This is a genomic window from Puerhibacterium puerhi (genome assembly GCF_009846865.1).
Classification (GTDB): Bacteria; Actinomycetota; Actinomycetes; order Actinomycetales; family Cellulomonadaceae; genus Puerhibacterium; species Puerhibacterium puerhi.
Genome location: NZ_WUWN01000006.1, coordinates 93,629 through 108,198, shown reverse-complemented (window position 1 = coordinate 108,198; position 14,570 = coordinate 93,629). Strand labels below are relative to the sequence as shown.

13 protein-coding genes are annotated in these 14,570 nt (G+C 76.7%); 6 read left to right on the top strand and 7 right to left on the bottom strand.

Annotation, left to right across the window (positions count from 1 at the left end; translation table 11 throughout):
- Nucleotides 1–71 precede the first annotated feature (71 nt).
- Nucleotides 72–716 carry a TetR/AcrR family transcriptional regulator gene (locus tag GSF02_RS05645; RefSeq protein ID WP_159793618.1) on the bottom strand — a complete coding sequence of 215 codons (645 nt, stop codon included), beginning with the start codon at nt 714–716 and terminating at the stop codon, nt 72–74.
- Between the two features lie 209 nt (nt 717–925).
- Between GSF02_RS05645 and GSF02_RS05640 the strand changes: the two genes are divergently transcribed.
- Nucleotides 926–1,330 (top strand): arsenate reductase ArsC, encoded by a 405-nt coding sequence (locus GSF02_RS05640; protein WP_159793616.1) that lies wholly within the window; start codon nt 926–928, stop codon nt 1,328–1,330.
- 51 nt (nt 1,331–1,381) lie between these two features.
- Here GSF02_RS05640 and GSF02_RS05635 read toward each other — a convergent pair whose 3' ends face one another.
- Nucleotides 1,382–1,900, bottom strand: coding sequence for a hypothetical protein (locus GSF02_RS05635; protein WP_159793614.1), 519 nt, complete (start codon nt 1,898–1,900; stop codon nt 1,382–1,384).
- 145 nt (nt 1,901–2,045) lie between these two features.
- On the opposite strand from GSF02_RS05635, the gene GSF02_RS05630 reads away from it, so the two are divergent.
- The 4 genes from GSF02_RS05630 (at nt 2,046) to GSF02_RS19075 (ending at nt 5,245) form a co-directional block, all read left to right on the top strand.
- Nucleotides 2,046–3,338 carry an APC family permease gene (locus tag GSF02_RS05630; protein ID WP_159793612.1) on the top strand — a complete coding sequence of 431 codons (1,293 nt, stop codon included), beginning with the start codon at nt 2,046–2,048 and terminating at the stop codon, nt 3,336–3,338.
- A 52-nt stretch (nt 3,339–3,390) separates the two neighbouring features.
- Nucleotides 3,391–3,618 carry a PLD nuclease N-terminal domain-containing protein gene (locus GSF02_RS05625; RefSeq protein WP_159793610.1) on the top strand — a complete coding sequence of 76 codons (228 nt, stop codon included), beginning with the start codon at nt 3,391–3,393 and terminating at the stop codon, nt 3,616–3,618.
- A 184-nt stretch (nt 3,619–3,802) separates the two neighbouring features.
- Nucleotides 3,803–4,924 carry an iron-containing redox enzyme family protein gene (locus GSF02_RS05620; RefSeq protein ID WP_235915386.1) on the top strand — a complete coding sequence of 374 codons (1,122 nt, stop codon included), beginning with the start codon at nt 3,803–3,805 and terminating at the stop codon, nt 4,922–4,924.
- A 12-nt stretch (nt 4,925–4,936) separates the two neighbouring features.
- A complete protein-coding gene (locus GSF02_RS19075; protein ID WP_159793608.1) occupies nt 4,937–5,245 on the top strand; it encodes a CDGSH iron-sulfur domain-containing protein in 309 nt (102 codons plus the stop codon).
- A gap of 99 nt (nt 5,246–5,344) precedes the next feature.
- Here GSF02_RS19075 and GSF02_RS05610 read toward each other — a convergent pair whose 3' ends face one another.
- Both GSF02_RS05610 and GSF02_RS05605 read right to left on the bottom strand, forming a co-directional pair.
- A complete protein-coding gene (locus GSF02_RS05610; RefSeq protein WP_159793606.1) occupies nt 5,345–6,718 on the bottom strand; it encodes a lyase family protein in 1,374 nt (457 codons plus the stop codon).
- A 104-nt stretch (nt 6,719–6,822) separates the two neighbouring features.
- Nucleotides 6,823–9,075 (bottom strand): sigma-70 family RNA polymerase sigma factor, encoded by a 2,253-nt coding sequence (locus GSF02_RS05605; protein ID WP_159793604.1) that lies wholly within the window; start codon nt 9,073–9,075, stop codon nt 6,823–6,825.
- Between the two features lie 293 nt (nt 9,076–9,368).
- Here GSF02_RS05605 and GSF02_RS05600 point away from each other — a divergent pair, with 293 nt between their 5' ends.
- Nucleotides 9,369–12,002, top strand: coding sequence for a LuxR C-terminal-related transcriptional regulator (locus GSF02_RS05600; RefSeq protein ID WP_159793602.1), 2,634 nt, complete (start codon nt 9,369–9,371; stop codon nt 12,000–12,002).
- A gap of 75 nt (nt 12,003–12,077) precedes the next feature.
- On the opposite strand, the gene GSF02_RS05595 is transcribed toward GSF02_RS05600, so the two are convergent.
- From GSF02_RS05595 to GSF02_RS05585, 3 genes are all read right to left on the bottom strand, one after another.
- A complete protein-coding gene (locus tag GSF02_RS05595; protein WP_201308813.1) occupies nt 12,078–13,235 on the bottom strand; it encodes a YihY/virulence factor BrkB family protein in 1,158 nt (385 codons plus the stop codon).
- A gap of 149 nt (nt 13,236–13,384) precedes the next feature.
- Entirely contained in the window at nt 13,385–14,053 is a 669-nt protein-coding gene (locus tag GSF02_RS05590) for a DUF3618 domain-containing protein (protein WP_159793600.1), read from the bottom strand.
- Complete coding sequence (locus GSF02_RS05585; protein WP_159793694.1) at nt 14,050–14,520, bottom strand: phage holin family protein; 471 nt, start codon at nt 14,518–14,520, stop codon at nt 14,050–14,052. The genes GSF02_RS05590 and GSF02_RS05585 overlap by 4 nt, the downstream gene beginning before the upstream one ends.
- Nucleotides 14,521–14,570: the final 50 nt, after the last annotated feature.

The window sequence follows — 14,570 nt, the reverse complement described above, 5'->3', positions numbered from 1 at the left end:
AGGGAGCCGGCGCGCCTGCGTGCGCCGACGGGGAGGGGAGCCCGGTGGACCGGGCGTGCCCGACCGGCGGGTCAGCCCGGCGGGTCGGGGGCGTACGCGAGGTAGTCGTCGAGCATGCGGTGGGTGGTGAGGAAGCCCTCGGTGTAGAGCTCGATCGACGCCAGCGCCATCTGGTCCAGGTAGCGGCGCACGGCGGCGCCGACGTCCTGCGGGTCGCTCGGCGGGTCAAGCGTGAGCGACAGCAGCAGCGCCCCCAGCGCGGACAGCACGAGGTAGCGCACGCGGGCCTTCTCGTCCCGGCTGGGCCGCGCGAGCCCCTGCTCCACCGCCTCGGCCGTGTACTGCTCGGCGTCGGCGATCATCTGCTCCACGAACGCGCGCCCGACGGCGCCGCCGTCCTGCAGCGACCGCAGCACGTAGCCGACCATCGGCGCGAACTGCGCCTCGGCCGACGCCAGCACCTCGACCAGCCGGCCCGAGGTGGCCGCGGCGAGGTTCTCCCGCTTGGCCTCGCGGATCCATGCCAGCACGTGCTCGTCGCACGCGGCGTGCAGGCGCTCCTTGGAGCCGAAGTGGTGGACGACGAGCGCCGGGCTCACCCCCGCGTCGGCGGCCACGGCGCGCAGCGACGCCCCGAACCCCGAGCGCGCGAACCGCAGCACCGCAGCGTCGCGGATGCGGGCGCGGGTGGTGAGGTCCTCGCTGGCTGAACGCATGTTCAGTACGCTAAACGATTGTTCAGCCGATGGCAAGAGCCCTGCGGCCTGTCCGGTCGAGGACGGCCTGCTGACCGCGCACAGCCTCGTCCGGGGTCGTGGCCGGCCCCTCGTCGTGGGCGCCGCGGCGTGGGACGATCGGCGGCGTCCCAGCGCAGCGCCCGCCCGGCCCGGCCCACCCCGCCCGGCCCGGCACCGAGAGGAACCCCATGCCGTCCGCCCTGTTCGTCTGCGTCCACAACGCCGGCCGCTCCCAGATGGCCGCCGGGTTCCTCCGTGAGCTGTCCGGCGGCGCGGTGGAGGTGCGCTCCGCCGGCTCGATGCCCGCCGACCGCATCAACCCCGTGGCCGTCGAGGCGATGCTGGAGCGCGGCATCGACATCCGGTCCGCGCGGCCGACGGTGCTCACGCCCGAGGCGGTGCAGGCGTCCGACGTCGTCGTGACGATGGGCTGCGGCGACGCCTGCCCGATCTTCCCCGGCAAGCGCTACGAGGACTGGGAGCTCGAGGACCCGGCCGGCAAGGACCTCGAGACCGTGCGCACGGTCCGGGACGAGATCGAGCGGCGCGTGCGCGGGCTGCTGGCCGAGCTGGGGGTGCAGCCGGTCGCCTGAGCCCGGCCGCCCCAGGCCGAGCCCGGCCGACGCGAACCGACCCGGACGGCGTCAGGCCGCGCGGCTCGCCTCGCCGCGCAGGTCGTCCACGTGCCCCTGCAGACGCGCCAGCGCGGCCGCGACGTCGGCGTCGACGCCGGCGACCTGGTCGGCGACGTAGCGCAGCTGGGCCGCCGCGGCGTCGAGCGCCACCTGCGCGTCGAACAGCGCGGCGGCGGCGCGCCCGTCCGCCGCCTCGACCGCGTCGGTCGCGCGGGACAGCGCCGTGCGGGCCTCCGCGGTGGCGGCGCGCACGGAGACCACGGCGTCCCGGACGGCGTCCCGCAGGTCCGCCGGGAGGGTGCACAGCACGTGCTCGGCCGCGTCGAGGTCCTGCTCGATCGCCTGGGCGCGCGCCTGCGCGGCCACGACGTGGGGCTGGACGGCGGCGACGATCTGGGCGGCCTCGGCGGCGGAGGCCGTCGCGCCGAGGGGCAGCATGCCCGCGAGGGCGAGGAGGCCGGCCGCGGCGACGCGCGCGGGCGCGAAGGCCCGCAGAGGCGTCGTCGGCTCGCTCGTCCTCGATGACATGTCACCCATTCTGGCGCCCCAACCTGGACAAACACAGGAAACGGCGGGTGAACCTGTGGAGATCTCGCACACATGCCAGGTGTCCGGCAGGTGACGCGCGGCGCGGCGCGGGCGCCGCGGCCCGCGCGGCGGACAGGATCCCCCCGTGGACCAGCTCGCCCGGCGCCTCAGCACCGCCGACGCCGTCGTCATCGGGCTCGGCGCGATGATCGGGGCCGGCGTGTTCGCCGCCTTCGCGCCCGCCGCGCAGGCGGTGCTGCCCACAGGCGCGCCGGCCGCGCTGCTGGTGGCGCTCGCCCTGGCCGCCGCCGTCGCCTACGCCAACGCCACCAGCTCGGCCCAGCTGGCCGCGCAGTACCCCACCTCGGGCGGCACCTACGTGTACGGCCGCGAGCGCCTCGGGCCGTGGTGGGGGTTCGTGGCCGGGTGGGGCTTCGTCGTCGGGAAGACGGCGAGCTGCGCCGCGATGGCGCTGACCTTCGCCGCGTACGCCGTCCCCGCCGACGCGCCGGAGCCGTGGCGGCGCCTGGCCGCCGCCCTCGCCGTCGTCGCGCTCGCCGCGGCCGCCTACCGCGGGATCACCCGCACCGCGCGGCTGGCCCGGTGGATCGTCACGTTCGTGCTGGCGGCGCTCGCGGTGACCCTGGCGGCGGCCTGGGCCGGGCGCGGGCCCGCCCCGGGCGCCGGGCCGGTGCCGCTGACCGCCGTCGAGCCCGCGACACCGGGCGACTGGCTCGGCGTGCCGCAGGCCGCCGGCCTGCTGTTCTTCGCCTTCGCCGGCTACGCCCGCGTGGCCACGCTGGGCGAGGAGGTGCGCGCCCCGCGCCGCACCATCCCGCGCGCGATCGGCATCGCACTGGCGGTCGCCGTCGTCGTGTACGCCCTCGTGGGCGCCACGCTGCTGGCGGCGCTCGGCCTGGACGGGCTCGCGGCGTCCTCGGCGCCGCTGTCCGACGCCACCGCCGGGGCGCCCGGAGCCGGCGCGCTCGTGCGGGTCGCCGCCGCGGTGGCCTCGCTCGGGGCGCTGCTGGCGCTGCTGGCCGGCATCAGCCGCACCGCGCTGGCCATGGCGCGGGAGCGCGACCTGCCACGCCCGCTCGCCGCCGTCCACCCCCGCCACCGGGTGCCGCACCGCGCGGAGCTGGCGGTGGCGGCGGTGGTCGTGGTGCTGGTGCTCGCCGTGGACCTGCGCGGCGCGATCGGCTTCAGCTCGTTCGGCGTGCTCGCGTACTACCTGGTGGCCAACGTGGCGGCGTTCACGCAGACCGGGCGCGAGCGCCGGTTCCCGCGCGCGCTGCAGGTGTTCGGCGCGGCCGGCTGTGCGGCGCTGTGCCTCACGCTGCCGACGACGGCGGTGCTGGCGGGTGCGGGGGTGCTCGCCGTCGGGGTCGCGGGCCGGGCCCTGCGGCTGGCCGGGCAGGGACCGCCGGCTCCCTGACCGGCGCGGCGGCCCTGCCGCGGCGGCCTGCCGGTTCGCTACGCTCCGGCCCATGGAGGACCCTGCCGGCATCGTGCCGTTCCTGCCCGCCGCCTACGACTGGGTGTGGACGGTCGTCGTGCTGCTCACGCTGGCGGCCGTCGTCGACGTGCTGCGCCGCCGGGGCGTCGCGCCCGTCACGACGCTGACGTGGGTCGTCGTGGCGCTGTTCCTGCCGCTCCTGGGGCCCGCGCTGTGGTTTGCGTGGGGCCGGCGCGCGGCCGCGACGTCCGGCGCCTGAGGCCCGGATCCCGTCCGGGTCGGTTCCGCCTCCGGGCGAGCTCCGGAACCACCCCTGACGCGATGACGCGGTCGCGCCGCGGCCTCACCCGGATCTCCCCGCGCGAGCGACGCCGCGGTGCCGCAGGCTGAGCCGCGCAGCCTGCGCCGCCACCGGTGGCGCCTCCGCCGGACCGGGAGGCCCCATGACCACTCCGACGACCACGTCGCACACCGACCCGACGCCCACGACGGCGTCGCACCGCATGCCCGCCCCGCAGCCGCGCGGCCCCGTGAGCACCACGCTGCTCGCCGCCCTCACCGCCGGGTCGCCCGACGACGTCGACCCGGGCGCGCACGGCACCGACCCCCTCGCCCCCGTCGCCGCCGCCCTCGAGGCGGTCGGCATCGACGGCCCGGACGCCACCGCCGTCGTCCTGACCGAGGACGTCCAGCTCGCCCTGCTCGTGATGTACGAGCTGCACTACCGCGGCGTCGACGGCGTCGACGACGCCTGGGAATGGCACCCCGGCCTGCTCGCGCTGCGGGCCCGCGTCGAGCGGCCGTTCGAGGCCGCGCTGCGCGCCCGCGTGCCGCAGCCGCAGTGCGACGCCACCGACGCCGGGGGCGTCGCCGCCCGGCTCTTCCAGCTCGCCGCGGACGACGACAGCCCGAGCCTGTCGCGGTACGTCGCGCGCAAGGCCGACGCCGCCCAGGCGCGCGAGCTGATCGCCCTGCGGTCGATCTACCAGCTCAAGGAGGCCGACCCGCACACCTGGGCGATCCCGCGCCTGTCCGGCGTGCCGAAGGCCGCGCTCGTGGAGATCCAGTCCGACGAGTACGGCGGCGGCCACCCGGGCCACATGCACCACGAGCTGTACGCCCGGACCATGCGCGGCATGGGGCTCGACGCCACCTACGGCGCCTACCTCGACGCCGTCCCCGCCGTCACGCTGGTGGCCGTCAACGCCATGTCGCTGCTCGGCCTGCACCGGCGCCTGCGCGGCGCGATCGTCGGCCACCTCGCCGCCTACGAGATGACCTCGTCCATCCCGTGCCGCCAGTACGGCAACGGCCTGCGCCGGCTCGGCCACGACGAGTCCGTGACCGGCTACTTCGACGAGCACGTCGAGGCCGACGCCGTGCACGAGCAGATCGCCGGGCGCGACCTCGCCGGCCGCCTGGCCGAGCAGGAGCCGGCGCTGCGCGACGACGTGCTGTGGGGCGCCGCGCTGTGCCTCGCCGTCGAGGGCGACGTCGGCGCGTACGCGATGGAGCGGTGGCAGCACGGCGAGTCCGCGCTGCGCGTCCCGCTGCCGGCGGCCTGAGGCGCGGGCACGATGGCGACGACCACCGTCTGCCCCGCCGTCGCGCGCTGGGTCAGCGACTGGACCGGCCCGCTGGGGCACCGGCTCGCCGAGGAGGAGGCCGGCGACGACGCGCGGGCCGGCGCCCGGGCGGAGGTGTCCCTGACCCCCTGCCCCGACGGGCCGCTCCTGGTCCGCGGCCCCGTCACCGTCGTCGGGCCCGACGGCGAGGAGGTGCCGCGCCACCGGGCGACCGTGGCGATGTGCCGCTGCGGCGGCACGGCGATCCCGCCGTGGTGCGACGGCACGCACAAGGTCAACGGGTTCCGCTCGGACGACTGACCACGGGCCGAGGGGGGAGCGGTCCTGGGTGGTCGGCGGAATCGGTCGAGTTCCGCGACCAACCCTGACGCGATACGTGGCGGTCGACGACGAGCCCGGTCAGGCGTCCTTGAGCAGCCGGTCGGCGACGTCGTCGGCCACCTGCGCGGTGCCGCGGGCGATCTCCACGCTGCGGCCCAGGTACGCCGACGGGTCGAGCAGGGCGCGCACCTCCTCCACGGTGAACACGTCCATCACCGCGGGCTCCGCGCCGAGCAGGTCGAGGAACGGCGCGTCGGTGGTGGCCGCCTTCTGCGCCACCGCGTAGACGACCTCGTGCGCCTCCTGGCGGCCGATCTTCTCGCCGAGGGCGAGCATGAGGGACTCCGAGCCGATCATCCCGGCCGACAGGCGCAGGTTCTGCCGCATGCGCGGACCGTCGAGCTCGAGGCCGTCGAGCACCACGTCGAGGCGGGCGAGCATGTCGCCGGCCAGCACGGTGGCCGACGCCGAGACGTCCTCCAGCAGCGCCGTCATGGCGCCGTTGGCCTCCTGGTCGTGCAGCATCGACTCCAGCGCCGGGGCCGCCAGGGCCCGCAGCTCGGCGGACATCGTGAGCATGTCGAGGGCGAGCTGCGGGTTGCGCTTGTGCGGCATGGTCGAGCTGCCCACGGTGCCGTCCGGGATCGGCTCGAACGCCTCGCCGAACTCCGGCTGCATGAGGGCGTAGACGTCCTTGCCGATCTTGCCGATCGTCCCGGCGACCTGCGCCAGCACGAGCACGTACTCGACGATGCCGTCGTTGATAGCCCGCGACGGCACCCGCATCGGGCGCAGCCCCAGCCGCCGCGCGACCCCCGCCTCGACGTCCCGGCCGGCCGCGCCGAACGAGGCGAAGGTGCCGACGGCGCCGCCCATGAGCACGCAGAACAGCCGCTCCTCCAGCCGCTCCAGGCGGTCGGCGTGCGCGACCAGCTCGTCGAGCCAGGTGGCCACCTTGAACCCGAAGGTGATGGGGACGGCGTGCTGGGAGTGGGTGCGCCCGGCCATGGGGAGCTCGGCCGAGAGCCGGGCCTGGCGCGCCCCGGCCCGCAGCGCCCGGCCGAGCAGCTGCTTGATCCGTGCGTGCGCGTCGCGCAGCACCAGCACGTCGGCCGTCTGGGTGATGTTCTGCGTGGTGGCGCCCCAGTGCACCCAGCCTCCGTGCTGGTTGCCGACGACGCGCGCGAACTCCTCGATGAGCGGCACCAGCGGGTGGCTCGCCTCGCTCGTGGCCTTCAGCACCCGCTTGAGGTCCAGCTTCTCGATGCGCGCGGTGAGCGCGATCGCCCGGGCCGCCTCGGCGGGCACCAGCCCGGCGTCGGCCTCCGCGAGCGCGAGCGCCGCCTCGACGTCGAGCCGCGCCTGCCACCGGTTCTCCCGCGTGAACAGGGCGGCGATGCCCGGGTCGGGCACGCGGCCGGAGGTGTAGCGGCCGAACGGCGCGACGATCATGCGGGCCTCCTGCGCGGGCGGTGGGCGACGCCTCGATTGTGGCGCACGCCCGGCGGCCGACGCGCACCTCGCGGCGGCTCGCGGACCGATGCGCCGCGGGCGGGTCAGCCGAAGAGGCCGCCGACGACGAACGCGCGGGTCACGGTGAGGCCGTACCGCTCGGTCTCGGGGTCGTAGTAGCGCAGGCCGAACGTGTGGTCCCCCGGCTGCTGCCCGCGGATCACGCGCTCCAGCGGCAGCAGCCCGAGCCGGTGGACGGTCGCGGTCGGCGTGCCGTCCACAAGCGCCTGCGCGTGCTCGCCCGGCGTGCCGGTGAACGACACGAGCGGCTCGGGGATCCCGTCGACCAGCGCGACGACCGTCGGCGTCCGGAGGGTGACCTGCCCGGCATCCGCCTGGTCCGACACGACGCCGCCCACCTCCTGGACGACCGAGAGGCTCGCGGTGGGCGCGGCGATCTCGGCGAGCACCGACCAGGCACCCGTCTCGCCGACCGTGGTGCTGCCGACGACGGCGCCGGTCGCGTCGAGCACGCGGACCTCCGCGCCGGGGACGCCGGTGCCCGTGACGACCGGCAGCAGGAAGCCGTCCCCCGTGTCGATCCCCGTGACGACGGGGATCGACACGGCCGGGTCCTCGGTGCCCGGATCCTCGGTGCCCGGATCCTCCGCACCGGGGTCCTCAGTGCCCGGATCCTCCGCACCGGGGTCCTCAGTGCCCGGATCCTCAGTGCCCGGATCCTCCGCACCCGGGTCCTCAGTGCCCGGATCCTCCGCACCGGGGTCCTCAGTGCCCGGATCCCCGGTGCCCGGATCCTCGATGCCCGGCGTCTCCTCACCGGGGTCACCGCCCGGCTGCTCGCCAGGAGCCTCCGCACCGGGATCCTCAGCACCCGGATCCTCAGCACCCGGATCCTCGGTGCCCGGATCCTCGATGCCCGGCGTCTCCTCACCGGGGTCACCGCCCGGCTGCTCGCCAGGAGCCTCCGCACCGGGATCCTCAGCACCCGGATCCTCAGCACCCGGGTCCTCAGCACCCGGGTCCTCGGTCCCGGGAGCCACCGGCGCGTCCGTCGCCGGCGCCTCGTCGGCCCCCGGCTCGTCGCTCTCGCCCGTCGCGGGCCCGTCCGCGCCCCCGCCCAGAAGATCGGCCGGGACACCGCCCAGGACACCGCCCGGGACACGGTCGGCTGCGCCGCCCCGGGGCACCGCGGCCGCGGGCACCGTCGTCCACCACGTGCCGGACGGCGCCCGGAGGCCGCGCGGGGCACCGGCCCGGTCGTCGGCCGGCGCGTCGTCCTGCCCGTCTCCCGCCGCTGCCGCCCCGCCGTCGTGCGCACCCGCCGTCGTGCCGTCGCCGGGCGCCGTCGACGACGCCGGACCCGGCACCCGGGCCTCGACCTGCGCCGGGGGCACCACGCCGTCGCGCGCGGCCAGCAGGCCGCCCGCCGCGACCGCGCCCACGCCGACGACGAGCGCGGCGGCGACCGTGGCGGCCGTCCCCGGCGAGCGCCGCGCCCACCGCTGCACCCGTCGGACCACGCCGCCCGCCACCTCGGGCACGGCCGGGCCGCCCGCGAGCACGCCGGTCCCGCCGGCGAGCGCCACGGCGCCCGGGCCGAGCACCAGCGGCAGCAGCACCCCGCGCAGGCTCGCGGCGACGCCGTCGAGCTCCACGACGAGGGCTGAGCAGGTGACGCAGGTGGCGAGGTGGTCCTCCACGCGGTCGTGCTCCCGGCGCGCGAGGGTGCGCCGCTGGTAGGCGCCGAGCCGCTCCACGGTCCACCGGCAGCCGTCCTCGGCGGCGTCGTCGTTCACGTGGGCCTGCAGCCACGCGGTCCGCAGCGCGTCGCGCGCGCGGTAGGCGAGCGCGGCGGCGGCGTTGGGGCTCAGGCCGAGCAGCGGGGCCGCCTCGCGCGGCGGCATGCCCTCGACCTCGGTGTACCAGAGCACCGCCTGCCACTCCGGGCGCAGCCGGCGGAAGGCAGCCCCGGTGACGGTCCGCTCCAGCACGGCGTCGTCGAACGCCGCGTCGGGGTCCGCGCCGTCGGCGGGCTCCTCCACGAGCTGGACCCCGCGCCCCGCGCGGCCCCAGTCGACCACCACGTTGCGGACCGCGGCGTACAGATACGGGCGGAACGCGCCGTCCGGCCCGCCGCCGCGGCGCACGGCGGCCAGGACGCGCGTGAACGCCTCCTGCACGACGTCGTCGGGGTCGAAGGTCCTGGTGATGGCGCTCGCGGCGCGCCGTCCGGCCTCGTGGTGGCGTCGCCACAGCTCCGCGTACGCGCCGTCGTCGCCGTCCCGCAGACGAGCGACGAGGTCGACGTCGTCGACGCCGGTGGTCTCGATGGTCATGTCGCACCTCCGTGGCCGCAGCCGACCAGCCATCGTAGGCGAGCGGTGGGAGGCGGAGTCCGGGTGCGAGCGACGGCGCGCAGGAAATCACCCACCGCCTCACCCCGTCGTTCGGGCGTTCGGGGGCCGTCGTGCCCGAGGATGACCGATAGATGCCGTTCGGTGCCCGATGTGCGGGCACGCCGCCCCGACCGAAGAGCCGATCCGAAGACCCTGATGCTCCGACCCGCACCGCTCATCGTGGTCCCGGCCGCGCGCCCCGAGACACGCCCCGACGCACGCCCGGCCGCCGGATGAGCGGGGCCACGTCCCGCCGCGGCGTGCAGGGGGCACCGCGGGTCCCGCGCAACGGGATCGAACGGCCCCGCCTGCTCGCGCGCCTCGACCCGACGACGCCGCTGACCGTCGTGCGCGCGCCGGCCGGCAGCGGCAAGAGCCTGCTGGTGGCGCAGTGGTGCCGCACGCTCGACGTCGCCGGCGTGTGGGTGGGCCTCGACGGCGAGTCGGGCACGCGCGAGTCCGCGTGGCAGGCCGTCGCGGCCCGGCTCGTCGACGCGGGTCTCGTGGCCCCCGACTCCCTGCTCGCCCGCGCCGGCGAGCTGCTGGGCGGCGTCGCCGACGTGCGGGGCCTGCTCGTGCGCGCCTTCGCCCAGCTCACCGACCCGGTGCTCGTGGTGATCGACGACTACCACACGGTCGACGACGCGGCGCTGCACGACGACGTCCTGGCGGTCGTCGCGGCGTGCCCCGCCGTGTCGGTCGTGGTGACGACCCGCACCGCCTCCCCGCTCGAGGCCGCGCAGGTGGCGCTCACCGTGGACCGCACCCTGCTCGCCTTCACGCTCGACGAGACGCGCGCGCTGCTCGCGGCGCACGGCGTCGACGAGTCGTGGGCCGAGGAGGTGCACCGCGCGTGCGGGGGCAACCCCCTGCTCGTGCGCGCCGTGCTGCTGCAGGGGGTAGAGGCGGGCACGGCCGCCGACCCGGCCTCGCCCGGGTCGTTGGCGCGCGACGTCGTGCTGTCCCTGCTCGCGCGGGCCGAGCCCGCCGTCCGGCACCTGGTGCTGCGCACCAGCCTGCCCGAGGCGTTCGACCTCGAGCTGGCCGGCCTGCTCGCGGGTGGGAGCACCGACGCGGAGGACCGGCTCGACGACCTCGAGGCGCTCGGCCTGGTCATGCGCAGCGAGGGTCCGGGCGGCCCCGTGTACCGCTACCACCCCCTGGTGCGCGACGTGCTGCAGCGCGAGGCGTCCGTGCGCCTGGGCCGCGACCTCGCACGCCTGCACGTGCTGGTCGCCCGCTGGAGCCTGCACCACGGCGAGCCGCTCACCGCCCTGCGGCACGCCGTGCGCGGCGGCGACCTGCGCCTCGCCTCCGACGTGCTGATCGGCAGCTGGTACCGGCTCATCACCAGCACCGAGATGTACCGCGCCGTCGCCCAGGTGCCGAGGCACCAGGTGGCCCGGTACCCCACCCTCGCCATGGCGCGCGCGATCGCGGCCAACGCCAACCCCGACCGCCGGCTGCGGGCGCTCGAGTACCTCGCGACGGCGGTCGCCGCCGCCCGCCTCGTCGGGCCGCGGACGGCCGGGGCCGAGCGCGCGACGATCGCCACGGTCGAGGCGGTGGCGCTGCGCCTGTCGGGGCTCACCGACCAGGGCGTCGGGGCCGCCCGGCGCGCGCTGTCCGTGCTGGCGACCGCCACCGCCGAGGAGCTGGAGCCGCTCGGCGACCAGGCCGGCCAGCTGCGCGTGCAGGACGCGATCACCCTGGCACGCGCCGGCCACCTCACCGAGGCGCGCCAGGCGCTGATGGTCAACCTCGCCGACCGCCCGCGCCTGCCGCTGCTGACGGAGATGTCGACGCTCGCGGTGCTGGGGTCGATCACCGCGCTGCTCGGCGAGCTGCCGTCAGCGCGGCGGCTCGTCGCCGAGGTGGCGGGCGGGCCCTGGCCGGACGAGCTGCGCGACGGCTACTCCGGCGCGCCGTACCACGCGGCGGCCGTGCTGGCGGCGCTCGAGCGGTTCGACTGCGGCGGCGCGCAGCAGCACATCGACACGCTGGGCCCGCACCTGCCCGCCCTGGAGTACCGCCCGCTGTTCGTGGCGCTGCAGGCGATGGTGCACGGCCTCGGGGGACGCGCGGAGCTCGGTCTGCAGGAGCTCGAGCGGTACCGCGCCGAGGACCGCCGTCACCGGCGCTCGTCGCCGATCGACACGATCGTGCTGCAGTCGGTGACGGCGCTGCTGGAGCTCGCCCAGGGCCGGGCGGGCGCGGCGGAGCAGGCGCTGCGCGGCCTGCCGACCCGGCAGCCGCTGGTCGCGATCGTCCGCGCGACCATCGCGCTGGTCGGCGGGGAGCCGGAGACGGTGGTCGCGACGCTGGCGCGCGGCGGCGTCACCCGTGCCGCCTCGCCGCGCGCGGCGGCGGCCGGCCACCTGCTCGTGGCGGCCGGCGCGCAACGCCTCGGCGACGCGGACGCCGTGACGGCGGCGCTCGAGCGGATGGCCGCCCTCATGGCCGACCAGGAGCTGCGCATCCACCTGGTGCTGGTGCCCCGGCCGGACCTGCACGACCTGCGGGCGCACGCGCAGGCGCACGGGCTCGTCCTCGCCGCGGAGCAGCTCGCCGAGCTCGACGACGTCCCCGACGCCATGCCGGCGCGCGTCTCGCGCATCGTCCTCACCGCGCGGGAGTCGGTGATCCTGCACGCCCTGCTCGACGGGCGCAGCTTCACGAAGATCGCCGAGGAGCTGGTGGTCTCGCCCAACACCGTCAAGACGCAGGTCAAGTCGCTGTACCGCAAGCTGGGCGTCACGAGCCGGGAGGACGCGATCCTCGCCGCCTACCGGGAGGGCGTGCTGACGCCCGGCGACGGCAGCGACGGCGCCGGCGACCCGGAGGCCTCGGCGTCGAGCGCCGGCTGACCGCAGGGGCCGGACGGCCGTCGGGCGCCCCGCCCGGCGGACGGGGCGCCCGACGGCGCAGGGTGCGCGCGAGCGTCAGTCCGCGCGGTGCCGGCCGTCGTGGGCGCCGTCCTGGCCGCCGTCCTGGGCGCCGTCGTGGGCGCCGTCGCGGAGGACGGCGTCCTCGTCCGGGCCGCGGCCGGCCCGCTGGGCGGCCATCCGCAGCTCGCGGCCCCGCTCGATGTCGGCCTCGCGCTTGGCCTCGCGCTTGTCGCTCGCGCGGGTGTCCCGCGGCGGCAGCTGCACGGTCTCCTCGGCGGGGATGCCGCCCTGCAGCTCGCGGCCGCGCTCGATCTCGGCGTCGAGCTCGGCCCCGAACAGCAGCGCGAGGTTGGTGATCCACAGCCACAGCAGGAACACGATGATCCCGCCGAGCGTGCCGTACGTGGCGTCGTAGTTGCCGAACCTCGCGACGTAGAACCCGAACCCGGCCGAGGCGAGGATCCACACCACGATCGCGACGACGGCGCCGAGGCTGACCCAGCGGAACTTCGGCTGCCGCACGTTCGGGGTGGCGTGGTACAGCAGGGCCACGAGGATCACCACGAGGACGAGGATGACCGGCCACTTGGCGATGTTCCACACCGTCACGGCGGTGTCGCCCAGCCCGACGGCGTCGCCGACCGCCCGGGCCAGCGACCCGGACAGCACCATCGCGACGACCACGACCGCCGCGATGACGATGGCCACGAGCGTCACCAGCAGCAGGACGGGGCGCAGCTTCCAGACCGGGCGCCCTTCGTCGATCTCGTACACCCGGTTCATCGCCCGGCCGAACGCGCCGACGTAGCCGGACGCCGACCACAGGGCCAGCACGACACCGATGACCAGGGTGAAGCCGGCGCGGCCGCCGCCGCCGGCGGCGTTGCTCACGAGCGGCTCGACGATCCGCAGGACGTCCTCGGGCAGCACTCCCCCGAGCGTGTCCAGCATCTGCTCGACCATCCGCTCGCCGTTGCCCACCAGGCCCAGCACGGACACGAGCGCCAGCAGCGCGGGTGCGGCCGCCATCGTCGCGTAGTAGGTCAGGGCGGCGGCGAGGTCCAGGCACTGGTCGCGCGAGAACTCGCGCACCGTCGTCTTCAGCGCGTACTTCCACGACGGCTTCGACAGGTCGTCCGGCGAGTCGGGCTTGCGGGGGTCGTCGGGCGACGGCGCTCCGGCGCGCTCGCCCGCGCTCGCGGTGTCGGACACGGGATGCCTCCTGGGGATCGGTGACGGGGTGGTCGACGGCGACGGGCCGCCGGGCGGCGTGGAGGGAGGGCGTCGACGGCGCTGACGGAGCCGCCCGGACGCCGGCCGGCGAGGTGCCGGCCGGCGTCCGGGCGCCGTCGTCGGGTGGGTCAGGAGTTCCCGGCGGCCTGGTCCTTGACGTCGCCGGCGGCCTGCTGGCCGTGCTCCTTCACGTCGCTCGCGGCCTGCGTGCCCTGCTGCTTGACGTCGTCGACGGCCTCCATGGCCGACTCGCGCAGGCCCTGGACGTTCTCCTGCACGGGCTCGCGCAGGTTCTCGGCCACGCCGCTGGCGGCCTCCTTGACCTCGTCGACGAGCGGCGCCGCAGCCTCCTTGGCGCGCTGCGCCACCTCGGCCTCCTTCTGGCTGGCCGGCACGAGCGAGGCCGCGATGAGGCCGAGGCCGAACGCCACGAGCCCCGCCGCCAGCGGGTTGCCCTGCGCCTGGGCGCGCACCGTCTGCGGCGCGCTCTGCACGGCGTCGGTCACGCTGCCGGCGGTGTCGCGCACGCTGTCGGCGGCGGACGACGCCGTCCCGCGCACGCTGTCGGCCGCCGACGACGCCGTCCCGCGCACGCTGTCCACGGCCGAGTGGGTGGTGTCCTGGGCGGTGCCCATCACCCGCTCGCGCAGCCGGTACATGCCGCCCTTGACCTTGTCGGTCTGCCGGCGCGCCACCGATCCCGGGCGCACGCGGTCGCCCAGCGTGTCGACGTCGCGGCTCAGCTCGTAGCGCGTCCGCTCGATGTCGGCGCGGATCTGCTCCGGGTCGGTGCTCATCGGTTCTTCTCCTCGTGTCCCTGGAGTGCGTTCGGAATCTTCTTGAGGGAGTCGGTGGTCTCCTCCAGACCGGGGGTCTGCTTGAGCTCCTTGCGGCCCCGCGCGGCGAGGACCGCGGCGACGATCCCCCAGATCACCGCGACGATCACCGCGGACCAGCCGCGGTTCACCAGGGCGCCGAGGCCCCACCACAGGGCGATCGAGAGGAACAGGACCGTCAGGTGGCCGGCGTACCCGGCGCCGCCGAGCAGCCCGGCACCCTTGCCCGCCCGCTTGGCCGAGGCGGTGGTCTCCGCCTTGGCCAGCTCGATCTCCTGACGGATCAGGGTCGACAGGTCGCGGCTCACCTCGGCGAACAGCTCGCCGATGCTCAGCCCCTCGGGGTCGCCGTGGCGGCCCGCCGCGACGCCACCCGGCGGCGTCGCCGCGCCGGCGGCCGGCGTGCCCGGGACGCCCGCGCCCGGCATCGGGCCGCCCGCGGCGGGGGCGGGGCCGGTGTCGGGGACGGCCGCGTGGG

Coding starts and splice junctions, on each gene's coding strand:
- GSF02_RS05645 (WP_159793618.1), bottom strand. CDS start 716: ATGCGTTCAGCCAGCGAGGACCTCACCACCCGCGCCCGCATCCGCGAC.
- GSF02_RS05640 (WP_159793616.1), top strand. CDS start 926: ATGCCGTCCGCCCTGTTCGTCTGCGTCCACAACGCCGGCCGCTCCCAG.
- GSF02_RS05635 (WP_159793614.1), bottom strand. CDS start 1,900: ATGTCATCGAGGACGAGCGAGCCGACGACGCCTCTGCGGGCCTTCGCG.
- GSF02_RS05625 (WP_159793610.1), top strand. CDS start 3,391: ATGGAGGACCCTGCCGGCATCGTGCCGTTCCTGCCCGCCGCCTACGAC.
- GSF02_RS05620 (WP_235915386.1), top strand. CDS start 3,803: ATGACCACTCCGACGACCACGTCGCACACCGACCCGACGCCCACGACG.
- GSF02_RS19075 (WP_159793608.1), top strand. CDS start 4,937: ATGGCGACGACCACCGTCTGCCCCGCCGTCGCGCGCTGGGTCAGCGAC.
- GSF02_RS05610 (WP_159793606.1), bottom strand. CDS start 6,718: ATGATCGTCGCGCCGTTCGGCCGCTACACCTCCGGCCGCGTGCCCGAC.
- GSF02_RS05605 (WP_159793604.1), bottom strand. CDS start 9,075: ATGACCATCGAGACCACCGGCGTCGACGACGTCGACCTCGTCGCTCGT.
- GSF02_RS05600 (WP_159793602.1), top strand. CDS start 9,369: ATGAGCGGGGCCACGTCCCGCCGCGGCGTGCAGGGGGCACCGCGGGTC.
- GSF02_RS05590 (WP_159793600.1), bottom strand. CDS start 14,053: ATGAGCACCGACCCGGAGCAGATCCGCGCCGACATCGAGCGGACGCGC.
- GSF02_RS05585 (WP_159793694.1), bottom strand. CDS start 14,520: ATGCCGGGCGCGGGCGTCCCGGGCACGCCGGCCGCCGGCGCGGCGACG.